We start from the raw sequence: 20,039 nt of genomic DNA, 5'->3' as shown, positions 1-20,039 counted from the left end.
TGTGGCCGGGATCACCCGCCTTCGTGTGGATCACCACGGCGCCACATTGTTCTACCGGGCTACGAAAAAGCTATGATTGGGGTGCTGTGGTTCTTTTCTCATTGGTGGCTACACACGCCGACATCGACCTCGAAACCGTCGCTCAGTTGAGCAACGGTTCCTCTGAGCTTGCCTCGGCAGCCCTGACAGATTCCTCTGTGGTCTCCGGAGCCGTGGTTCTGGCCACGTGCAACCGCTACGAGGTTTACGGCGAAACTGCCAACGGCGCTGACCTTGAGGCAGCCCGTTCCGCCCTCGTTTCGCAGATCAGCGAACTCAGCGGCCTCAACGAGCAACTCGTCTCCCGCTCTTTTGCCACACACACCGGCCCGGACGTTACCCGGCACCTCTTCGCTGTGAGCGCCGGACTGGATTCAGCCGTAGTGGGTGAGCGTGAAATCGCCGGCCAGGTCCGCCGTGCATTGATCACCGCCCAGCAGGAAGGCACGGCCAGCTCCGGCCTCGTGCGTCTTTTCCAGGCAGCATCCAAGACCGCCAAGGATGTAGGCGCGCAGACTGCCCTCGGCTCGCGTGGTCTTTCGATCGTGTCTGTCGCGTTGGACCTGGCCACCGACCTCGCCGAGAACGACGATTGGTCCACCAAGAAAGTGGTGGTTTTCGGAACCGGTGCCTACGCCGGCGCTACCATGTCGCTGCTCCGTGAGCGTGGCTGCACGGATGTTTCCGTCTATTCTTCTTCCGGCCGCGCCGAAGGTTTCGTCGCGACACGCGGTGGAACAGCACTCGACGCCGACACCCTTCCCGCTGCTGTTGCCGCAGCTGACGTCATGATCGGCTGCAGCGGTTCCGACAACCGGGTGGAGGCCACGGACCTTGCCCGTGTCCGGGCAAGTTCGGGCAAACCCTTGATCGCAATCGACCTCGCCCTCACCCATGATTTCGACCCCGCAGTAGGCGAACTCGACGGCGTTGAACTCCTGACGCTCGAATCCGTTCGGCTCGCGGCCCCCCAGGAACAGGCAGAGTCACTCTCGCAGGCCAGCGCAATCGTCAACGGTGCCGCTACCTCATTCGAGTCAGAACGCGAAGCCCGCTCCGTGGACACCGCCATCGTGGCGCTCCGCCGCCACACCATGAACGTCCTGGATGCGGAAATGGAAAAAGTCCGCGCTCGTCACGGCTGTACTGCCGCTGCCGAAGAGGTGGAGTTCGCTTTGCGCCGGATGGTCAAGCAGCTCCTGCACATCCCCACCGTCCGGGCGCGTGAACTCGCGGCAAACGGCCAGCAGGACGACTACGTTGCCGCGCTCGAGGCGCTCTACGGCATCCAGGTGGAACAGCCCCGGGCCGTTGCCCCGTCCGCTGAGTGCCCGGTTGACCACGAGCAACTCCGCTCCGAAAGCGCCTAGCCGCCAGATTGCCGCCCGCCGGTTGGCTGTGCCCAGTTAGCTGGGCGCCCAGCTCTGTCCAGTAAGCCCACCTCTCCGTCTAGTAGACGGGCTTCTGCGGCTCCACATCCCGCACCCAGGCGAGAATACCGCCGTCGAGATGGCTAATGCGGGTGTAACCCGCCTTTTGTGCCGCTTCCAGGACTGCAGCCGAGCGCGTCCCCGCCTTGCAGTGGAACACTATGTCTTTGTCCTGCGGCAGCTCTACCCACGCCTCGCCGGAGAGAATGCGGCCCTGCGGAATGAGCCGCGAGCCATCGATGCTGACGATGCTGTGCTCGCCGGACTCACGGACATCCACGAGTTCGAAGTCCCGCTCCCCCAGCTCCCGTTCGGCAAGCATCCCGGCGAGGTCCTTGGCGGTAACAGTGTGAGCCTGGTCTGTGGCGGCCGGTGGCGTCACGCCGCAGAAGGCTTCGTAGTCGGTCAGCTCAGTGATGGGTTCGGCTTCCGGATCCTTGGAGACCTTGATCTCGCGCCAGCTGCCGCCAAGGGCATCGAAGAGCGCCACACGGCCGAGCAAGGAACGTCCGACGCCGGTGATCAGCTTCACGGCCTCAGTCACCATGAGCGATCCAACCGCTGCGCACAGCATGCCGAACACCCCGCCCTCGCCACAGGACGGCACAGACCCGGCGGGAGGCGCTTCAGGGTAGAGATCCCTGTATGTGGGCCCGTGTTCGGCCCAGAAGACGCTCACTTGGCCGTCAAAACGGAAGATGGAGCCCCAGACATAAGGCTTACCGAGGATGGCAGCGGCGTCGTTCACGAGGTACCGCGTGGCGAAGTTATCGGCGCCGTCCAGGATGAGGTCATATTGCGCAAACAGCTCCAGCGCGTTGGAAGAGTCGAGCCGGATGTCATGCAGGACCACGTTGACCAAGGGGTTGAGCTCGGCAATGGCATTGCGCGCGGATTCGATCTTGGGCGTACCCACGTCCTTCACACCATGGATGACCTGTCGCTGCAGGTTGCTGAGGTCCACCACGTCGTCGTCCACAATGCCAAGAGTGCCCACGCCCGCGGCGGCCAGGTAAAGCAGAGCCGGGGACCCGAGGCCTCCGGCGCCGATGACGAGGACTTTGGCATTCTTAAGCCTGCGTTGGCCCAGGGCGCCAATTTCGGGAATGATGAGATGCCGGGAGTACCGCTCCACCTCGGCCGGAGTGAGTTCGGCGGCAGGTTCGACGAGGGGCGGCAGGACAGCGGGCGCAGCGGTGTGGGCAGCAACAATTGAGGCCATACCCCAATGTATGCCTGCAGATGCCGCGCGGTCATATTACCCCCCGGTAGAGTAGTCATAACTGCAAAGGAAAGGCGGCAGACTGTGGCTGACGGCACACGGGCAAACGATGGAGCACCGGCCAAGCTGGAACGGGCAGGTACAACGCGTTCACCAAGGTTGCCGCGGGACGAGCGCCGCGCACAGTTGCTGAACGCGGCATTGGAAGTTTTCGTCTCCAACGGTTTCCACGGCGCGGCCATGGACGAAATCGCGGAAGCCGCACATGTGAGCAAACCAGTGCTTTACCAGCACTTCCCGTCCAAGCGCGAGCTTTATATGGCTCTCTTGGACAGCCATCTGGCAACATTGACGCAGCTGATGCTCGACGCCTTGAACTCCACCACGGACAACAAGGAACGCGTCAAGGCCGTCATGCGCGCCTACTACAGGTTCATCGCCGACGACGACCAAGCCCACCGCCTGGTGTTCGAGTCCGACCTCATCAACGACCCCGACGTCAGTTCGCGTTTGGAGACTTTCAACAAAACGTTCGCCGACGCCGTGGCCCACGTGATTGCGGAGGACACCAAACTGCCCCCGCTTGAAGCGCAGCTGCTTGGGCGTGGTTTGGCCGGAATGGCGCAGGTCAGCGCCCGGTACTGGCTTGAAACGGATGGAAACCTGGACCTCGATGTGGCCAGCGATCTGATCTATCGTTTAGCTTGGCGCGGAATCAGTCGTTTCCCCAAAGAGTCCTAGGCTACAAATAGAGGACTGACTTAACCCTTGATTGGCTTGGAGGCCTTGCTGTGGAAGTAAAGATCGGCATTCAGAATGTTGGCCGTGAGATCGTGCTCGAATCCTCTTTGGATGCCGATGCTGTTGCCAAGATCGTGGCCGAGGCCGTGACCAAGGGCTCCGAACTTCGCCTTACGGACGAGAAGGGCCGCCAGATCATCGTTCCGGGCAACGTCCTGGGCTACGTGGAGATCGGCGCCGAGGAAGTCCGCCGCGTAGGCTTCGGCGCCCTCTAGCCCAATCCCCACGTCTCGTCGTCCGCTAAGGAGTTTTCATGCTTTCTCTCGTCGTGGTGGTTTTGGCCACCATTGCCACCGGATTCATCGTGTGGGCCAACGACAAGCGGCACGGGAAATACGGGATCGCGCTGCCTGCCGGCGTCTCAGCAGCTGTCGGCACCCTGAGCTGGATCGCATTCATCAGCGCCGGATTGGGCTACCAGCCGGGCGCCACATGGATTCCTTGGGTCCTGCCCATTGTGCTCGGGACTGCCGCGGCGGTTGCCGTGGTGCTCTTCCTGGGCCGGACCCGAACGAAACACGACACTGCGGCGCTCACCAAGGCCCTGCGGCTTTAATGCCTTAAGCCCGCGAGATGGCAGTTAACACCAATGGCCAAGCTTGGGATTGGTGTTAACTGCCATCTCGGCTCTTTACGACGCCGGATACCGCTCAGGCTGCGCAGCTGCGCCTACCTTTGCGGCCGCTTCGCTCACAGCGGTGGCAGCGGCAACGTCACGTTTGGTCACTTGGTCGCCCGCATCGTGGGACACGTAGCGGAGAAAAACCCTGTTGTAGCGCCACTCCAGATCCGGATGATGATTTTGGTCCTCGGCGATCTCTCCAACCGCGGCGATGAGCGCTAGCGCGTCCGCCGCCGTCGAGGTTTTATATACACTCACCAGGCCACCCTGGTACTTCCAGTCCGGAAGGTCCCCGAGGGCATCATTGATGGCTGCTTCAGTCAGTTGGTCTTCCGTGCCTGCCATGACTGCTCCTTCATCAGAGGAACTCTGCCCGGCCCTCCATCGCCGAGGATGCGAGCGCGTGCTCCCGCCGCGGGATCCGGCCCGCCTGCTTGGCCAGCCTACCGGCGATCACAGCGTGTTTGAAGGCCTCGCCCATCTGCACCGGGTTTTGCGCCCGCGTTACGGCGGTGGCAAGCAGGACGGCGTCGCAGCCCAGTTCCATGGCAAGGGCGGCATCGGAGGCTGTCCCGATCCCCGCATCGAGGACCACGGGTACGGAGGCCCGGGAAACGATGAGCTCAATGTTGTGCGGATTCAGGATGCCAAGGCCGGTCCCGATGGGCGATCCCAAGGGCATCACGGCTGTTGCACCCAGGTTCTCGAGCCTGAGCGCGAGTACGGGATCGTCATTGGTATAGGCGAATACCTTGAAGCCTCGGTTCACCAGCTGCTCCGTTGCATCCACCAGTTCCACGGCGTCTGGAAGGAGCGTGTGTTCGTCCGCGATGACTTCCAGCTTCACCCAATGGGTCTCAAGTGCTTCCCGGGCCAGTTCAGCAGTCATCACGGCGTCCTTGGCCGTGAAACAACCAGCAGTATTGGGCAGCACGCGGATGTCATGGTCCACCAGCAGCTGGAACAGCGAGCCCGTTTCGGCGGGCGAATAGCGACGCATCGCCACTGTGGTGAGCTCCGTCCCTGAAGAGAGGAGCGCTGCTCCCAAGCCATCGAGGCTCGGCGCGCCTCCGGTACCCATGATGAGGCGGGAACCGAATTCGACGCCGTCGATCACCAGTGCGTCGGTGCGAACGTCAACGTTTGCTGTTGTCATGATTAGCCTCCCTGGACTGCTGTTACGAGTTCAAGTTCGTCTCCGTCGGAGAGCGCTGTCACGGCCCATTGGCTGCGCGGCACCACCTCGGAATTGCGTGCGACAGCGACTCCCAGCTTGCCGCCGTCGGCCGCTTGTCCGCGAGGGTCCAAGGCGCGACCGGTGACGGCCGTGACGAGGGTACTGACGGATGCGTCGTCAGAGACTGCGTGGTCGGTTCCGTTCACTTTGATGTTCATGCTGTTTCCTTGGTGGTGGTTCGTGCTGCTGGTGTGAGTGTTCGGGCAACAGGGGCGTTGCCCACGAAACGATGGGGCAGGAAGGGGGCCCACCGGGAGTCTGTGGAGCCTTTGAGGAGTTCCCCCACGATCTTGGCGGCCACCGGAGTCAGGAGGACTCCGTGGCGGAAGAATCCTGTGGCAACCACCAGGCCGTCGATGTCACCGTTGGAAACACCGACCCGTCCGAGCAGTGGAGCGTTGTCCGGAGTTCCGGGCCGGGCGCGGGCGGTTGCTTCAAGGAGTTCCAGTTCAGCCACTGCGGGGACCAATACTTGGGCGTCCCTCAGCAATTGGTAAACGCCACCCGCCGAGACCGCGTTGGAAGAGGCTGACAACCCGTCTTCGCGTTGCGTGGCTCCAATCACCACAGTTCCGTCGTCCCGGGGCACGATGTAAACCGGCACCCCGCGAACCATCCCGCGAATCGTTGATGTGACCAAGGGCCGCAGGTGATCGGGGACGCGAAGCCGGAGGATGTCCCCGTAGACCGGCCTTACGGGAAGCCTGAGGCCTTCAGGAAGACCGGAGAGTTGGGACGCCCCGAGCCCGTTGGCCACCACCGTTTCTCCGGCGTGAACGGTGACTCCTGAGTCCAGCGCCACGCCTGTGACACGCCCGCCTTCCCACAGCAAACCGCGCGCCCTGTAAGCAATGGCGAATCCGTCATCGGCTCCCGACACCCAGGAACTGTCATTGGGCGAATGGGCTGCCAGTCCTGCCAGGAGGCATGCCGCGAGTTTCCTTGGATCGACTTGGTGGTCGGCAGGTATATCGAAAGCACAGGAGATCTGCGGGCTGAGGAGCGGCTCCCGTTGCCTCGCGTCCCGCAGAGCGATAGGTTCGACTTCCAGGCCAGCCGCAAGCTGGACCGACCTTAAGTCTGCGAGCGCCCGGCGGTCGGCTGCGTCGGCACCCACGGCGAGGGTCGGCGTCGTGCGATATCCGTTGTCCTCTGCGCCTTGATGCAGGCCGTCCACGAAGGAGGGCCAGAGCTGGGAAGACTCAAGCATTAACTCAAGAAGGTCTTCTTCCTGGTAATGGAGTTCGCTGACGGGTGCAAGCATGCCTGCCGCTGCGAAGGACGCGCCGGAAGCGGGAGCGGGGTCGATCAGCGCAACTGAACGGCCCAATCGCCGGGCTTCGTGAGCGATGCCGAGGCCGATGACGCCGCCACCAATGACGGCAACGTCTGTCTGGAGGCGGGTATGGCGGGAATCTGCCATTCGTTTCCTTCCCTACGCCGGTACTAGCCGGATCAGGTCAAGCGGTCGGCGCTGAAGCCCTCTCAGCCGGACAGTCATATGACGAATGTCGCGGCTCCCGCAGTACGAGCCCAGTTTAGAGGAACTACTCTGGTTCCCATGACTCAGCCTGACGCTCTTGCCTCCGCCCGCCTTTACCTGTGCACCGATGCCCGTAAGCAGCAGGGCGATTTTGAGGACTTTGTGGACGCCGCTTTCGAAGGCGGCGTGGACATCATCCAACTCCGCGACAAGACGCTGGAAGCTGCCGAGGAACTGGAGATGTTGACCGTCCTGCGGAGCGTCGCACAACGGCACGGACGGCTTTGGGCTGTCAACGACCGGGCCGATGTTGCCAGCATTTCCGGGGCTCCCGTGTTCCACATCGGGCAAAAGGACCTGCCCCTGACTGCAGCCCGGACCCTCCTGCCGAACGCCACCGGCATAGGCCTCTCCACCCACACAACCGAACAAATCGATGCCGCTGTGGCCACCTCCCAAGGGCCCCTGGGACTGGACTATTTCTGCGTGGGTCCGGTCTGGGCAACACCCACCAAACCCGGTCGCGCTGCTGTCGGTTTGGACCTGGTCACATATGCCGCAGAAGCGGTCAAGCGCTCGGGCGACGGTGTGACCCTCCCTTGGTTCGCCATTGGTGGCATCGATCTCAGCAACGTTGAACAGGTTGTGAAAGCGGGCGCCGGCCGGATCGTGGTGGTCCGCGCCATCACAGCGGCACCGGACCCGACGGCGGCGGCCAAGTCGCTGCTGGAAGCCTTGGATTCCGTCTAGGGAAGCCGGAGGTTCCGCGCGATCCGCGGGCTAGGCGGTCAGGCCGAGGCCAGTCATCCGGCGGGCGTGCTTTTCGGCGAGCTCCGTCGTCAGCCTTTTCGCCGCGGCACGCGCGTCCCCGCCGCTTTTCAGCATCGGCCCCAGCAGGGGGTGTTCCATGCCCACGCGTTGCGCCTGCGTCAGCGCTTCCCCCACCAAGCGGCGGCCCCACAGCGCCAATCGCGAAGCGAGGCGCGGGTCATCTGCCAAGGCCCGCCTGAGCAGGACGCGAAGGACTTCCGTGGCCTGATCGGGTGAAGCAACGCGCTCAACGAAATGCTGCGTTGTCGGGTCGAGGAACATCGAGACAGCCCTATAGAAATCCGATGACACAGTATCGATGACATAGGCCTTCATCACGGATTCGAACCAGTCCCCCGGCTTGGTGCGCTCGTGGAAGTGATCGAAGGAGCGCTGAAACGGCAGCATGGCACGTTCGGGATCCAGACCCATCTCCGACAGGCGGTCGTTGAGGAGGGCGAAGTTTCCGTAGGCCCCCACTGCGATCTTCGCGAGCACGGACCTGTCGTGAAGCGTGGGTGCATAGCGGGAATCCAAGGAGAGCCGCCCGAAGGCGGACAGTTCGCCATACGCCATGGCTCCAAGCAACTCCGCTGAGAGTTGCCCGGCATAGGCTGCGGCGTCCGGGGAAGTGCCCATGATCCAAGACTATCGGCCCATTTCGGGCTAACCTGATTTTCGTGTCACATCATCGGATTGCGCCCAACGTCGACGACTCGTCGGACCAGCTCGCCTCGGCCCTCGCCGCCCTGAGGACGGAGCTGGAACTCCCCGGCGAATACCCGGCAGAAGCTGTGGAGGAGGCACGGGAAGCGGTGGAGGCCCTTGAGCTGCCGGCCCAGGACCTGCGGGATATTCCTTTTGTGACCATCGACCCCGCGACGTCCACCGACCTGGACCAGGCTCTGTTCATTGAACGGGCCGGTGATGGATACAAGGTCCTCTATGCCATCGCCGATGTGCCTTCCTTCGTGGCTCCCGGCGGCGCGCTTGATACCGAAACGCGTCAACGCGGGCAGACGTTCTACGCCCCTGACGGGCGGATCCCGCTGCATCCGGAGGTCATCAGTGAGAACGCGGGAAGCCTGCTGGCCGACCAGGATTGCAGCGCGTTCGTTTGGGATTTCGACCTGGACGGGAAAGCTGAAATTTTGGCCGTCACCGTTGCCCGTGCGACTGTGCGCAGCAGGGCAAAGCTGAGCTACAAGGGCGCACAACAGCAGATCGACGACGGTACTGCCCCGCCGGTTCTCCAGCTACTCAAAGAAGTGGGACTGAAGCGCGTCGACCTGGAACGTCAACGCGGCGGCGCAAGCCTCAACATGCCGGAACAGGAAATAGTCCAGGCGACTGACGGCGGCGGGTACAGAATCGCAGCGGCACCGTCCCTGCCGGTTGAGGATTGGAACGCGCAGATCTCCCTCATGACCGGCATGGCCGCCGCGCAGATGATGCTCGATGGAAAAGTGGGCATCCTGCGCACCATGCCCGCACCTGATGATCGGTCACTGCTCCATTTCAAGCGGCAGACCACTGCCCTCGGCAAACCCTGGGACGGACGGGTCAGCTACGGCGAATACCTGCGGACCCTGGATGCATCCGATCCCAAACAACTTGCCATCCTGCATTCGGCCGGCACGTTGTTCCGCGGTGCAGGCTACACGCCCTTTGACGGTGATGTTCCGGCCAATGTGATCCAGGCAGCTATCGGGGCTCCCTATGCCCACACCACAGCACCCTTGCGGCGCCTCATTGATCGCTTTGTCCTGGTGATTTGCGAAGCCCTCAGCAATAACCAGGACATTCCGGCATGGGCGCGGGAAGCCCTCCCGTCGTTACCCGAGATCATGGCATCCTCGGATCAGTTGGCCGGACGCCTCGAGCGGGCGGCTTTGGACACAGTGGAAGCGGCGCTCGTCGCCAACCACATCGGCCAGGAATTCGAGGCTGTTGTCATTTCCGGGTCCAAACCCTCCAACGGAGCTGCCCGTGGAAACGGAAACGGCAATGGAAACGGCAACGGCCCCTTTGGCGTCGTGCAAATCGCGGACCCCGCTGTCACGGCCCGGTGCGACGGAGAAATGGAGTCCGGAACCAAGGTTCGGGTGCGCCTGCTGAAGGCTGATATCGCCAGCCGGGAGATCCGGTTCCAGTTGCTGCCCTGAAGCCGTTCATCCGGCGATCCGGGCTTTCCGGCCCCCAGAGGATAGACTGGGCTTGTAGTAATGGATGCCCGGTCGTTGATTCAGTTAATTTTTGAACTCAACAAGCCCGCCCCTACGCGATCTTGAGATGTACCAACTGGTCACCAGTGCCAGTACTTAGATAGCCCGCGATCGGCTTCCACTGGACTTGCTTGCGCGCCCGTTCGTGCTCCGGTACGGCTCCGCCGCCGCCGTTGAGCATGCAGCGCCAATGCCCAAATGAATAAGGAAACTCCCTGTGAGTGAATTGCATACCCACGAAGTCCTGACAGACTCCACCGGAACCGAATCAATCGAACCCGAGGAAACGATCATCTCGGATGAGACGCCCCACGAGATCGAAGAGAAGTCGTTCGCTGATTTTAACGTGCGCGCCGACATCGTTGAGTCCTTGGCCGACGCTGGCATCACGCACCCCTTCCCCATCCAGGCCATGACCCTGCCGGTCGCCTTGAGCGGCCACGACATCATCGGCCAGGCCAAGACGGGAACCGGAAAGACGCTTGGGTTCGGCATTCCCGCACTCCAGCGCGTAGCCGGCCGCGACGACGCCGGTTACGAAAAGCTTGCTGTCCCGGGCGCACCCCAGGCCTTGGTGATCGTCCCCACCCGTGAACTCGCGGTGCAGGTTGCCAACGATCTCCAGACCGCGTCGCGCAAGCGCAACGCGCGCATCGCCACCATCTACGGCGGCCGTGCGTACGAGCCGCAGGTTGATGCCCTGCAGAAGGGCGTCGAAATCGTAGTGGGCACGCCCGGCCGGCTGATCGATCTCTACAAGCAGAAGCACCTCAGCCTCAAGAACGTCAAGATGGTCATCCTTGACGAAGCCGATGAAATGCTGGACCTCGGCTTCCTGCCCGACGTCGAAACGCTGATCGCGGGCACCCCCGCCGTTCGGCAGACGCTTCTCTTCTCGGCAACGATGCCCGGCCCCGTCATCGCCATGGCCCGCCGCTACATGACGCAGCCCACCCACATCCGTGCGGCTGACCCGAATGATGAAGGCCTCACCAAGCGCGACATCCGCCAGCTCATCTACCGTGCCCACAGCATGGACAAGACCGAGGTTGTGGCCCGCATCCTGCAGGCCCGCGGACGTGGCCGCACCATCATCTTCACCAAGACCAAGCGCACCGCCGCGAAGGTTGCCGAGGAACTCGTCGACCGCGGCTTCGCAGCTGCAGCCATTCACGGCGACCTTGGCCAGGGCGCCCGCGAGCAGGCGCTTCGCGCTTTCCGCAACAACAAGGTTGACGTCCTGGTGGCCACCGACGTCGCAGCCCGCGGCATCGACGTCGATGACGTCACCCACGTCATCAACTACCAGTGCGTTGAAGACGAAAAGATCTACCTGCACCGCGTTGGCCGTACCGGTCGCGCGGGCAACAAGGGCACGGCCGTCACGTTTGTTGACTGGGACGACATGCCTCGCTGGGGCCTGATCAACAAGGCCCTGGGACTCAGCGTTCCCGAGCCCGTTGAGACGTACTCCTCTTCGCCGCACCTGTTCTCCGATCTCGACATCCCCGAGGGCACCAAGGGCCGCCTCCCGCGCAACAAGCGCGTCCTCGCCGGCGTCGACGCCGAGGTCCTTGAGGACCTGGGCGAGACCGGCAAGAAGAACGCCCGCTCCGGCGGCTCCGGCCGGGATGGCGGACGAGACGGCAAGCGCGACGGTGGTCGCGATGGCGGCCGTGGCCGCTCCGGCAGGTCCGGTGACGCCGGGTCCAACGAATCCAAGGGCGAGGGTGGTCGTAACCGTACGCGCCGCCGTCGTACTTCTGATGGTGAGGCAGCCCCCGCTGCAGGCGCCTCGGAGACCCGCACCGCCACTGCGGACAATGCGGAGAAGCCGTCACGTACGCGTCGGACCCGCACGCGTCGTCGCAACGGCGAAGTGGTTTCCGGAGAGACCGCAGCTGCCCAGTCCGGCAGCACCGAGGCCTAAAAACCTCAATGACTGAATCTGTTTGGGCGCCGGACGGCGGCAACTTGGTGGTGCACGCGGACAACGCGGAATTCCTCCCTACGCTGCCGGACGGCGCCTTCACACTCATTTACGTGGACCCGCCCTTCAACACGGGCAGGGTCCAACGCCGCCAGGAAACCCGTATGGTCCGCAATGCGGACGGCGACGGCGACCGCGTCGGCTTCAAGGGCCGTTCTTACGACACCATCAAGGGCGCCCTCCATAGCTACGACGACGCCTTCAGCGATTACTGGTCTTTCCTGGAACCAAAGCTCGTGGAGGCCTGGCGACTGCTGGCAGACGACGGCACCCTGTACCTGCATTTGGATTACCGGGAAGTCCACTACGCCAAGGTGATGCTGGACTCGATCTTCGGCAGGGAATGCTTCCTGAATGAGATCATCTGGGCCTACGATTACGGCGCCCGCGCCAAGAACCGCTGGCCCACCAAGCACGACAACATCCTGGTGTACGTCAAGAACCCCACCAAATATCACTTCGACAACGCCGAAGTGGACCGGGAACCGTATATGGCGCCTGGCCTGGTCACTCCAGCCAAACGCGAGCTCGGCAAGCTTCCCACGGATGTTTGGTGGCATACCATCGTCTCGCCCACGGGCCGCGAAAAGACCGGCTACCCCACTCAAAAACCTGAAGGCCTGGTTCGCAGGATTGTCTCTGCATCAAGCCGCGAGGGCGATTGGTGCCTTGATTTCTTCGCCGGTTCAGGCACCCTGGGCGCAGTTGCAGCCAAGCTGGGCCGCAACTTCGTGTGCGTAGACCAGAACGAACAGGCCATCGAGGTCATGCGGAAACGGCTGGGCAGCAAGGCAGGATTCCACCGGAGCGGGTCCTTGCCGGTCGCCGGCCTGGATCAGGCAGCACCCTTCACGAAGGCCTGAACGGCGTCCGCGATCATCTGGACGGCAATGGCTGACAGCAGCAAGCCGGCGATCCGGGTCACCAGCTCCACTCCGTTTTCACCGAGCACGCGCTGTACGACGCCCGCGAAGCGCATCGCAAGGTAAAGCGAGGCCAGCACTACGGCAATGCCAAGGCCAACGGCCAGGTACTCCGAGAGCTGGCTGGACTGCTGCACGAACACCATGACGGCGACGATCGCCCCGGGCCCGGCCATCAGCGGTGTTCCCAGCGGCACAAACGCCACGTTTTTGTACTTGGCAGCATTCTCTTCGCCACTGGTGGACCCCGTCAGCAGCTGCAGCGCAATGAGCACCAGAAGCAGACCGCCGGCGCCCTGCAAGGCCGCCAGCGAGATGTGCATGTAGTTCAGGATGGACTGCCCGAAGATCGCGAACACAACGATCACACCGGTGGCCACCAAAAGAGCCTGGAACGCGGACCGGTTCCGGTCCTTGGCCGACATCTGAGCCGTAAGTGACATGAAAATCGGCACGGTACCCGGGGGATCCATGATCACGAACAAGGTGACGATCACGGAGGCAAGCAGTTGAAGATTCATCAGCGAATGACCGTGCTCCCTGTTGCCAACTCCTCAATGCGTGCCAAGACCTCGGGCGAGGTAGTGTTTTCGCCCAACAGGTTGGGCTTGCCCGCTCCGTGGTAGTCAGATGACCCTGTCATGAGCAAACCGTGTTCGGCGGCCAGGCCCCGCAGGAACGTGCGGCCCTCCTCCGGGTTGTCCCGATGTTCAACTTCAAGTCCCAGCAGTCCGGCATCAATCATGTCCCGGTAGGTTCGCTCCCCCACGATGCGTCCCCTCGACGAGGCCACAGGATGCGCGAAAACCGGAACGCCGCCAGCCGCGCGGACAAGCTCGACGGCGACTGCCGGGTTGGGCGCATAGTGCTGCACGAAGTACCGCGAATGTGAGGTGAGGATGGAAGTGAAGGCCTCCGTTCGATCCGCGACAACGCCAGCCGCGACCAAGGCATCGGCGATGTGAGGGCGGCCCACCGTGGCACCGGGAGCCACGTGGTGGATGACGTCATCCCAGGTCAACGGGTAATCCTCGGACAACAAGGTGACCATGTGCTCGGCACGGGTGAGCCGGGCGTCCTTGGACTTGGTGATTTCCTCCAGCAAGCCCGCATGGTTGGGGTCGTGGAGGTAACTCAGCAAGTGAACGCTGATTCCTTGCTCAGTCCGGCAGGAGATCTCCATTCCCGGAACGAACGCGATGCCATGTTCCCGGGCGGCTGCAGCAGCAAGTTCCCAGCCATCGGTGGAATCGTGATCAGTCAGAGCCACGGCGTCCAGGCCAGCCGAGACGGCGGAGATGATCACGCCGGCCGGTGTCTCGGTTCCGTCGGAAACATTTGAGTGCGCATGCAGGTCTATCCTCACTTTCCCAGCCTATGGGATGCGGGCCGGCTTGGAGCGTTGCGCCGTTGGCCTCCTCACGTAACTGGTGGGACGATGTAACGGTGAACGATGCCGAAAACACCCAGAACTCGTCCTCCCAGCCACTGCAAGAGCGTGTCAACAACCGCTCGCAAAGGCCCACATCCGATGCCTTCAAGGCATTCATGGCAAGCAATTGGGCGCCCGCCCCGCAGGTGACCCCTGCGCGTGACGCCGTTGCAGACCACGCCGCGCGCCGCCGTCGTACTATCTCCGAACTGTTCAAGGGCGAACGGCTCGTCGTCCCGGCCGGTCCATTGAAGGTCCGTTCCAACGACTGCGACTACCGCTTCCGCCCGCATTCCGGCTTCGCCCACCTCACGGGTCTGGGCCTCGACCACGAGCCCGACGCCGTGCTGATCCTTGAGCCTGTTGCTGAAGGAAAGGGCGACGACGGCGGTCACCACACTGCCACCCTCTACTTCCGTCCCTTGGCCGGCCGGGATACAGAGCAGTTCTACGCGGACTCGCGCGCCGGCGAGTTCTGGATCGGCGCGCGTCCCACACTGGCCGAATTCGAAGCCCGCCTCGGCCTCCCCGCCGCGCACATCTCCGAGCTCGAGATGGCCATCACCAAGAATGTGGGCGCCCCGGAAATCGGCGGCATCTCCATTCGCCTGGTCCGCAAGGTGGACGAGAACATTGATGCGCTGGTTGACACCGCCCGCTACAACACGGCCAAAGACCCCGAGAACCTGGACCTCGGCGAACTCGACGCCCTGGATGAGAAGCTCAGCGAAGCATTGTCCGAGCTGCGCCTCATCAAGGACGAGTGGGAAATCGAGCAGATGAAGATCGCTGTGGCGGCAACCGTGGAAGGCTTCGCCGACGTGGTCCGGGCCCTCCCGCGCGCGCTGACCCACAAGCGCGGCGAACGTGTAGTTGAGGGCGCTTTCTTTGCCCGGGCCCGCGAGGAAGGCAACGAACTCGGTTACGACACCATTGCCGCGTCCGGCAACAACGCCACCGTGCTGCACTGGAACCGCAACTCCGGGACTGTCAATGCGGGCGAACTCCTTCTCCTCGATGCCGGTGTGGAGGCAGACTCCCTCTACACAGCGGACATCACCCGCACATTGCCGGCTACAGGGACGTTCACCGATGTCCAGCGCAAAGTCTATGAGGCCGTGCTCGACGCCGCCGATGCCGGTTTTGCTGCTGCCCAGCCGGGCGTGAGGTTCCGGGATATCCACACCGCTGCAACCACGGTGCTGGCCGAACGCCTCGCCGAGTGGGGTCTGTTGCCTGTTTCCGTGGAGGAAGCCATCAGCCCCGAGGGCCAGCAGCACCGCCGCTGGATGCCGCACGGCACCAGCCACCACCTTGGCCTGGACGTCCACGACTGCGCGCAGGCAAAGCGCGAGCTCTACCTCGATGGCATCCTCACCGAGGGCATGGTTTTCACCATCGAACCCGGGCTCTACTTCAAGAATGAAGACCTCGCCATTCCCGAGGAGTACCGCGGGATCGGCGTCCGCATCGAAGACGACATCCTCATGACCGCAGACGGCCCCCTGAACCTCAGCGCAGCGTTGCCGCGCAAGGCCGATGACGTCGAGTCCTGGATGGCCGGCATCTACCAGGAAGCCCAAGGCTAAGCGCACGCCGTTGGACAGACACAGGCAGTTGGGCTGACACAGGCAGTTGGGCTGACACAGGCAGTTGAGCCAGCACAAAGGGAAGGCCACCGGCGATCCGGTGGCCTTCCCTTTGTGCATTGCGGAAGCTGGTGCCTGCGGAAGCTGGTGCCTGCGGAGGCGACTACTGCTTGGGCGAACCCTCGGCGCTGGAGTGCTCTCCGTCTTCCTGCGGCGCGTTCCGTGTCCGGTCCTGGCTGTCGGTCACCCGGACACCGTACTGCGGGCGACCGTCCGGGAGGTCCGGGTAACGGACAGCTGCCGGCGCCGGGTTCGGAGCCGGCTGGGTCTCCGGCGCAGCTGCGCCCTGTCCCTCCGGAGCCGTTGAACCATTGGCCTCAGGACCACGCTGGCCGTAGGGGTCGTTCCAGGTGGAAGGCCGCTCAGGAGCCTGGCCCGGCTGCTGGAATGGCGCATTCGGCTGGTTGTAGGTGGCCTGCGGCGCGGCTGCCTGCGCCGGGTTCATCGGCAGCTGGTGAAGCAAACGGCGGGCTTCGTGGGCTGCCTCTACAGCGACGATGACGTCGTAGTTGGTGGCCACCACCTGGCTGGTCGAGGTGAAGTCGCGCTTCCCGCGCTGCATGGCATAGGTGACGATGCCGAACAGCATGAAGAAAGCCGCACCCATGAGCACAGATGTGATGATGGAGAACGGTCCCCCGGCGGGGGTAAAGAAGGACAGCATGACGCCTACGAAGAGGCCGAACCACATGCCGCTCAAGGCACCGGACAATGCCACCCTCGGGTAGCTCAGGCGGCCTGTTACCCGTTCCACCATTTTGAGGTCGTTGCCCACGATCGACACCAGCTGTACTGGGAACTGCTGGTCTGCGAGGTAGTCCACCGCCTTCTGGGCATCCAAATACGAGGTGTACGAGCCTACGGTGTCACCTTGGGGGACACTGCGGGATTCCTCAACGGCTTTGGGAGCACCAAAAATGTTTGACATAGCCCCATTGTGTCTCATGGACATGTGTAGCGGCTGTAATTCAGCTAAAAGAGAGCAGACTCGGTAGCCTGTAAACATGAGCACACATCCCTCACGCGTCTTTGTCGCGCGCTTGCTCGGCTTGGACGTCTTCGACCCCCTGGGCGATCGTCTGGGCCGGTTGCGCGACGTCGTGGTGCTCTCCCGCGGCACCCGTGGTGCGCCCCATGTGGTGGGCATCGTGGTTGAAGTTCCGGGCAAGAAGCGGGTTTTTGTTCCCATGACGCGCATCACGTCCATAGACCAGACGCAAATCATTTGCACCGGCCTGGTCAACCTGCGCCGCTTCGAGCAGCGCGGCGCCGAGACACTGGTGGTCGCTGAGATGTTCGACCGCCGCGTGACGCTGGCCGATGGCAGTGGCGACGCCACGATCGAAGACATCGCCATGGACCAGCACAGGTCCAAAGACTGGTTTGTCAGCAAGCTCTTCGTCCGCCGTGGGCACTCCCTGTCCCCCTTTGGCAGGCTTCGCCGCAACGAGACCCTGATCATCGATTGGGCCGATGCACAGACCGGCGCCCATAACGAGCCCCAGGCTGCCACGCAGTTCGTTGCAACGCACGAAGACCTTAAACCTGCCGACTTCGCTGAGGCCCTCCAGGAAATGAGCGACAAGCGACGTTTCGAGGTGGCCAGTGAGCTTCAGGACGAGCGCCTCGCCGATGTCCTCCAGGAACTCCCGGAAGACGACCAGGTGGAGATCCTCTCAGCGCTGGATGTGGAACGCGCCGCTGACGTCCTCGAAGAAATGGATCCGGACGACGCCGCCGACCTCTTGGCCGAGCTGCCTTCCGCCCAGGCGGAAGAGCTGCTTCAACTCATGGAACCCCAGGAAGCCGAGGACGTCCGCCGTCTCCTGGAATACGACGAAGACACCGCCGGTGGCCTCATGACTCCGGTTCCGGTCATCCTGCCGCCGGAAGCAACCGTGGCCGAGGCCCTGGCACACGTTCGCCGCGAGGAGCTCTCGCCTGCACTGGCCTCATCCATTTTTATCGCCCGCCCTCCCTTGGAGACGCCGACAGGCCGTTTCCTGGGGGTGGTGCACATACAGCAGCTGCTGCGCTTCCCACCGCCGGAACCGCTGGGCAACCTCGTGGACAAGAACCTCGAGCCGCTCTCGGACCAAGCCCACATCAGCGAGGTGGCCCGCACCCTGGCCACGTACAACCTGAACTCGCTTCCAGTCGTTGACGACGACGGCCGCCTTGTGGGGGCGGTGACTGTTGATGACGTGCTGGATCACCTGTTGCCGGATGACTGGCGCGCCCATGAGGACGACGCCCCTATAAGGAAACTTGGAGGCCGCATTGGCTGATAACAACGCCGCCCGATCCCCCAAGTCCGCAGGACGCTCGAGCAGTAGCCTTGACACGCCCCTGAGCGGTCGCCAACGCATCCTGCCCAAGTTCTCCCCGAACCCTGACGCGTTCGGAAACGCAACGGAGGGCTTCGCCCGGTTCATGGGCACGCCGACGTTCCTCGTCTACATGACGGTGTTCTGTGTCTTCTGGCTTGCCTGGAACACCTTCGCGCCCACGGACTGGCAGTTCGACCGCGTGGAGCTGGGCTTCACCCTGCTGACCCTGATGTTGTCCCTTCAGGCTTCTTATGCAGCACCGCTCCTGCTGCTCGCCCAAAACCGGCAGGACGACCGCGACCGTGTCTCGCTCCAGCAGGACCGCCAGCGTGCCGAACGCAATCTCTCCGACACCGAATACCTGACCCGGGAACTGGCGTCACTGCGCATCGCCTTGCGCGAAGTAGCCACCCGTGATTACGTCCGGACCGAGCTCCGAAGCCTTCTGGAAGACATCATCGACGCCCAGGAGGAACTCCGCGAGAGCGAAGGCGCCACTGATGGCACGGAATCGCCGGGTGAAAAGGTCAAGGAGAAGCTGAAGGAGAAGCGCGACAAATCGCGTGGGCCCCGCACACAGCAGATTCCGAAGGTCCGCCCGCCGCGGGCCGCAGGTCCACAACATTCCACCGGCAAGCCGTCGCCTGAAAATCCCGAAAGCCGAGCCTGAACGTATGAGCATCGCATCTGCCGAGGCGCTGCATGCTGCCTTGGCCACCGTCATTGATCCCGAGCTCCGGCGCCCCATCACGGAACTGGGAATGGTGGAATCGGTGTCGGCCGATGATGACGGCGCAGTACACGTCGCAGTTCTGCTGACCATCGCCGGTTGCCCCCTGCGCGAGACCATCACCAAGGACGCCACCGACGCCCTGATCCGGGTGGAAGGCGTCACTGGCGTAGATGTTGAACTGAAGGTCATGACTCAGGCCCAGCGGGAAGCCCTCAAGGAACAACTCCGCGGGCCCGGTGGACAGCGCGGCATACCCTTCACCAAGCCTGGCTCCCTGACCAAGGTGTACGCCGTAGCCAGCGGAAAAGGCGGTGTTGGCAAGTCATCCGTCACCGTCAACCTGGCGTGTGCACTTGCCGCCCAAGGCCTCCGGGTTGGCATCGTGGACGCCGATGTGCACGGCTTCTCCGTGCCCGCCCTGATGGGGATCGACCAGAAACCCACGCAGGTAGACGACATGATCCTGCCGCCTGTGGCCTACGGCGTGAAGGTCATCTCCATCGGCATGTTCGTTGCAGGCAACCAGCCGGTGGCCTGGCGCGGTCCCATGCTGCACCGGGCCCTGGAGCAATTCCTCACCGATGTCTACTTCGGTGACCTCGATGCGCTCTTCCTGGACCTGCCCCCGGGCACGGGCGACATCGCCATTTCCGTGGCGCAGCTCCTGCCCAACGCAGAAATTTTGGTTGTCACCACACCGCAGGCAGCTGCTGCCGATGTCGCAGAACGAGCCGGTACCATCGCCACCCAGACAGGGCAGAAAGTGGCCGGCGTCATCGAGAACATGTCCTACCTCGAAATGCCCGACGGCGGACATATGGAACTGTTCGGAAGTGGCGGAGGTGCCATCCTGGCTGAGCGGTTGAGCGCTGCCGTGGGCAGCGACGTTCCGCTCCTCGGGCAGATTCCCTTGGACATCCGTTTGCGGGAGGGCGGCGACGCCGGAAAACCCGTTGTCCTGGCAGCACCTGAAACGGCTGCCGCAAAAGCGATGGAAGGTATTGCTTCCGCCTTGGCCACTCGACCCCGCGGACTGTCCGGCATGTCCTTGGGAATCCAGCCGCGCTAGGCCGGCGTCCTTCACGCGGAGCCGGCACCCACAACGGGCTTCAG

General features: G+C 63.2%; 21 protein-coding genes and 1 riboswitch. Of the genes, 12 read left to right on the top strand and 9 right to left on the bottom strand.

The features are described 5' to 3' along the window. Positions 1-86 precede the first annotated feature (86 nt). A complete protein-coding gene (locus tag ACZ881_RS00195) occupies positions 87-1,409 on the top strand; it encodes a glutamyl-tRNA reductase (RefSeq protein ID WP_476111843.1) in 1,323 nt (440 codons plus the stop codon). Between the two features lie 79 nt (positions 1,410-1,488). Here ACZ881_RS00195 and moeB read toward each other — a convergent pair whose 3' ends face one another. Beyond that, positions 1,489-2,691, bottom strand: a complete 1,203-nt coding sequence (moeB, locus tag ACZ881_RS00190) for a molybdopterin-synthase adenylyltransferase MoeB (protein ID WP_091468707.1) — start codon at positions 2,689-2,691, stop codon at positions 1,489-1,491. 6 nt (positions 2,692-2,697) lie between these two features. Between moeB and ACZ881_RS00185 the strand changes: the two genes are divergently transcribed. The 3 genes from ACZ881_RS00185 to ACZ881_RS00175 are packed head-to-tail and all read left to right on the top strand — an operon-like array spanning position 2,698 to position 4,048. Continuing rightward, entirely contained in the window at positions 2,698-3,432 is a 735-nt protein-coding gene (locus ACZ881_RS00185) for a TetR/AcrR family transcriptional regulator (RefSeq protein WP_091468709.1), read from the top strand. 50 nt (positions 3,433-3,482) lie between these two features. Then, on the top strand, positions 3,483-3,707 hold the full coding sequence (locus tag ACZ881_RS00180; RefSeq protein ID WP_091468712.1) for a DUF3107 domain-containing protein: 225 nt from the start codon (positions 3,483-3,485) through the stop codon (positions 3,705-3,707). Between the two features lie 38 nt (positions 3,708-3,745). Further along, a complete protein-coding gene (locus ACZ881_RS00175) occupies positions 3,746-4,048 on the top strand; it encodes a hypothetical protein (RefSeq protein WP_017198593.1) in 303 nt (100 codons plus the stop codon). A 75-nt stretch (positions 4,049-4,123) separates the two neighbouring features. Here ACZ881_RS00175 and ACZ881_RS00170 read toward each other — a convergent pair whose 3' ends face one another. From ACZ881_RS00170 to thiO, 4 genes are all read right to left on the bottom strand, one after another. Beyond that, on the bottom strand, positions 4,124-4,459 hold the full coding sequence (locus ACZ881_RS00170) for a 4a-hydroxytetrahydrobiopterin dehydratase (protein ID WP_476111841.1): 336 nt from the start codon (positions 4,457-4,459) through the stop codon (positions 4,124-4,126). Positions 4,460-4,472: 13 nt separating this feature from the next. Continuing rightward, a complete protein-coding gene (locus tag ACZ881_RS00165) occupies positions 4,473-5,270 on the bottom strand; it encodes a thiazole synthase (RefSeq protein ID WP_476111840.1) in 798 nt (265 codons plus the stop codon). 2 nt (positions 5,271-5,272) lie between these two features. Then, entirely contained in the window at positions 5,273-5,509 is a 237-nt protein-coding gene (gene thiS, locus ACZ881_RS00160; RefSeq protein WP_054809343.1) for a sulfur carrier protein ThiS, read from the bottom strand. Continuing rightward, positions 5,506-6,774, bottom strand: coding sequence for a glycine oxidase ThiO (thiO, locus tag ACZ881_RS00155; protein WP_476111839.1), 1,269 nt, complete (start codon positions 6,772-6,774; stop codon positions 5,506-5,508). Before thiO ends, thiS begins: the two co-directional genes overlap by 4 nt. After that, positions 6,767-6,885: riboswitch (TPP riboswitch) on the bottom strand. (Overlaps the previous gene by 8 nt.) Before the next feature lie 27 nt (positions 6,886-6,912). On the opposite strand from thiO, the gene thiE reads away from it, so the two are divergent. Further along, entirely contained in the window at positions 6,913-7,584 is a 672-nt protein-coding gene (gene thiE / locus ACZ881_RS00150; protein ID WP_476111837.1) for a thiamine phosphate synthase, read from the top strand. 30 nt (positions 7,585-7,614) lie between these two features. On the opposite strand, the gene ACZ881_RS00145 is transcribed toward thiE, so the two are convergent. Then, a complete protein-coding gene (locus ACZ881_RS00145) occupies positions 7,615-8,283 on the bottom strand; it encodes a ferritin-like fold-containing protein (protein WP_091468723.1) in 669 nt (222 codons plus the stop codon). Between the two features lie 41 nt (positions 8,284-8,324). On the opposite strand from ACZ881_RS00145, the gene ACZ881_RS00140 reads away from it, so the two are divergent. The 3 genes from ACZ881_RS00140 (at position 8,325) to ACZ881_RS00130 (ending at position 12,722) form a co-directional block, all read left to right on the top strand. Further along, a complete protein-coding gene (locus tag ACZ881_RS00140) occupies positions 8,325-9,809 on the top strand; it encodes an RNB domain-containing ribonuclease (RefSeq protein ID WP_476111835.1) in 1,485 nt (494 codons plus the stop codon). A 277-nt stretch (positions 9,810-10,086) separates the two neighbouring features. Further along, positions 10,087-11,799, top strand: a complete 1,713-nt coding sequence (locus ACZ881_RS00135; protein ID WP_474659212.1) for a DEAD/DEAH box helicase — start codon at positions 10,087-10,089, stop codon at positions 11,797-11,799. An 8-nt stretch (positions 11,800-11,807) separates the two neighbouring features. After that, positions 11,808-12,722, top strand: a complete 915-nt coding sequence (locus ACZ881_RS00130; protein WP_091468729.1) for a DNA-methyltransferase — start codon at positions 11,808-11,810, stop codon at positions 12,720-12,722. Here ACZ881_RS00130 and ACZ881_RS00125 read toward each other — a convergent pair. Continuing rightward, a complete protein-coding gene (locus ACZ881_RS00125; protein WP_476111833.1) occupies positions 12,695-13,303 on the bottom strand; it encodes a MarC family protein in 609 nt (202 codons plus the stop codon). The two genes, ACZ881_RS00130 and ACZ881_RS00125, sit on opposite strands and share 28 nt — an antisense overlap. Then, complete coding sequence (locus ACZ881_RS00120; RefSeq protein WP_476111831.1) at positions 13,303-14,148, bottom strand: PHP domain-containing protein; 846 nt, start codon at positions 14,146-14,148, stop codon at positions 13,303-13,305. The genes ACZ881_RS00125 and ACZ881_RS00120 overlap by 1 nt, the downstream gene beginning before the upstream one ends. Before the next feature lie 80 nt (positions 14,149-14,228). Between ACZ881_RS00120 and ACZ881_RS00115 the strand changes: the two genes are divergently transcribed. Then, complete coding sequence (locus ACZ881_RS00115; protein WP_179017104.1) at positions 14,229-15,803, top strand: aminopeptidase P family protein; 1,575 nt, start codon at positions 14,229-14,231, stop codon at positions 15,801-15,803. A gap of 163 nt (positions 15,804-15,966) precedes the next feature. Here ACZ881_RS00115 and ACZ881_RS00110 read toward each other — a convergent pair whose 3' ends face one another. Further along, entirely contained in the window at positions 15,967-16,791 is an 825-nt protein-coding gene (locus ACZ881_RS00110) for a YflT domain-containing protein (RefSeq protein ID WP_476111829.1), read from the bottom strand. 76 nt (positions 16,792-16,867) lie between these two features. Between ACZ881_RS00110 and ACZ881_RS00105 the strand changes: the two genes are divergently transcribed. The 3 genes from ACZ881_RS00105 to ACZ881_RS00095 are packed head-to-tail and all read left to right on the top strand — an operon-like array spanning position 16,868 to position 19,995. Beyond that, positions 16,868-18,151 carry a magnesium transporter MgtE N-terminal domain-containing protein gene (locus ACZ881_RS00105; RefSeq protein ID WP_011775428.1) on the top strand — a complete coding sequence of 428 codons (1,284 nt, stop codon included), beginning with the start codon at positions 16,868-16,870 and terminating at the stop codon, positions 18,149-18,151. Next, positions 18,132-18,863: a DUF1003 domain-containing protein gene (locus tag ACZ881_RS00100; protein WP_420178514.1), complete on the top strand. Its 732-nt coding sequence runs from the start codon at positions 18,132-18,134 to the stop codon at positions 18,861-18,863. Before ACZ881_RS00105 ends, ACZ881_RS00100 begins: the two co-directional genes overlap by 20 nt. Positions 18,864-18,867: 4 nt before the next feature. Continuing rightward, positions 18,868-19,995, top strand: coding sequence for an Mrp/NBP35 family ATP-binding protein (locus ACZ881_RS00095; RefSeq protein ID WP_476111827.1), 1,128 nt, complete (start codon positions 18,868-18,870; stop codon positions 19,993-19,995). The last annotated feature ends 44 nt before the right edge of the window (positions 19,996-20,039 follow it).

Source organism: Paenarthrobacter sp. TE3676 (assembly GCF_056279165.1).
Note: the sequence above shows the minus strand (reverse complement) of the source record. Positions and strands in the feature narration are given on the sequence as shown.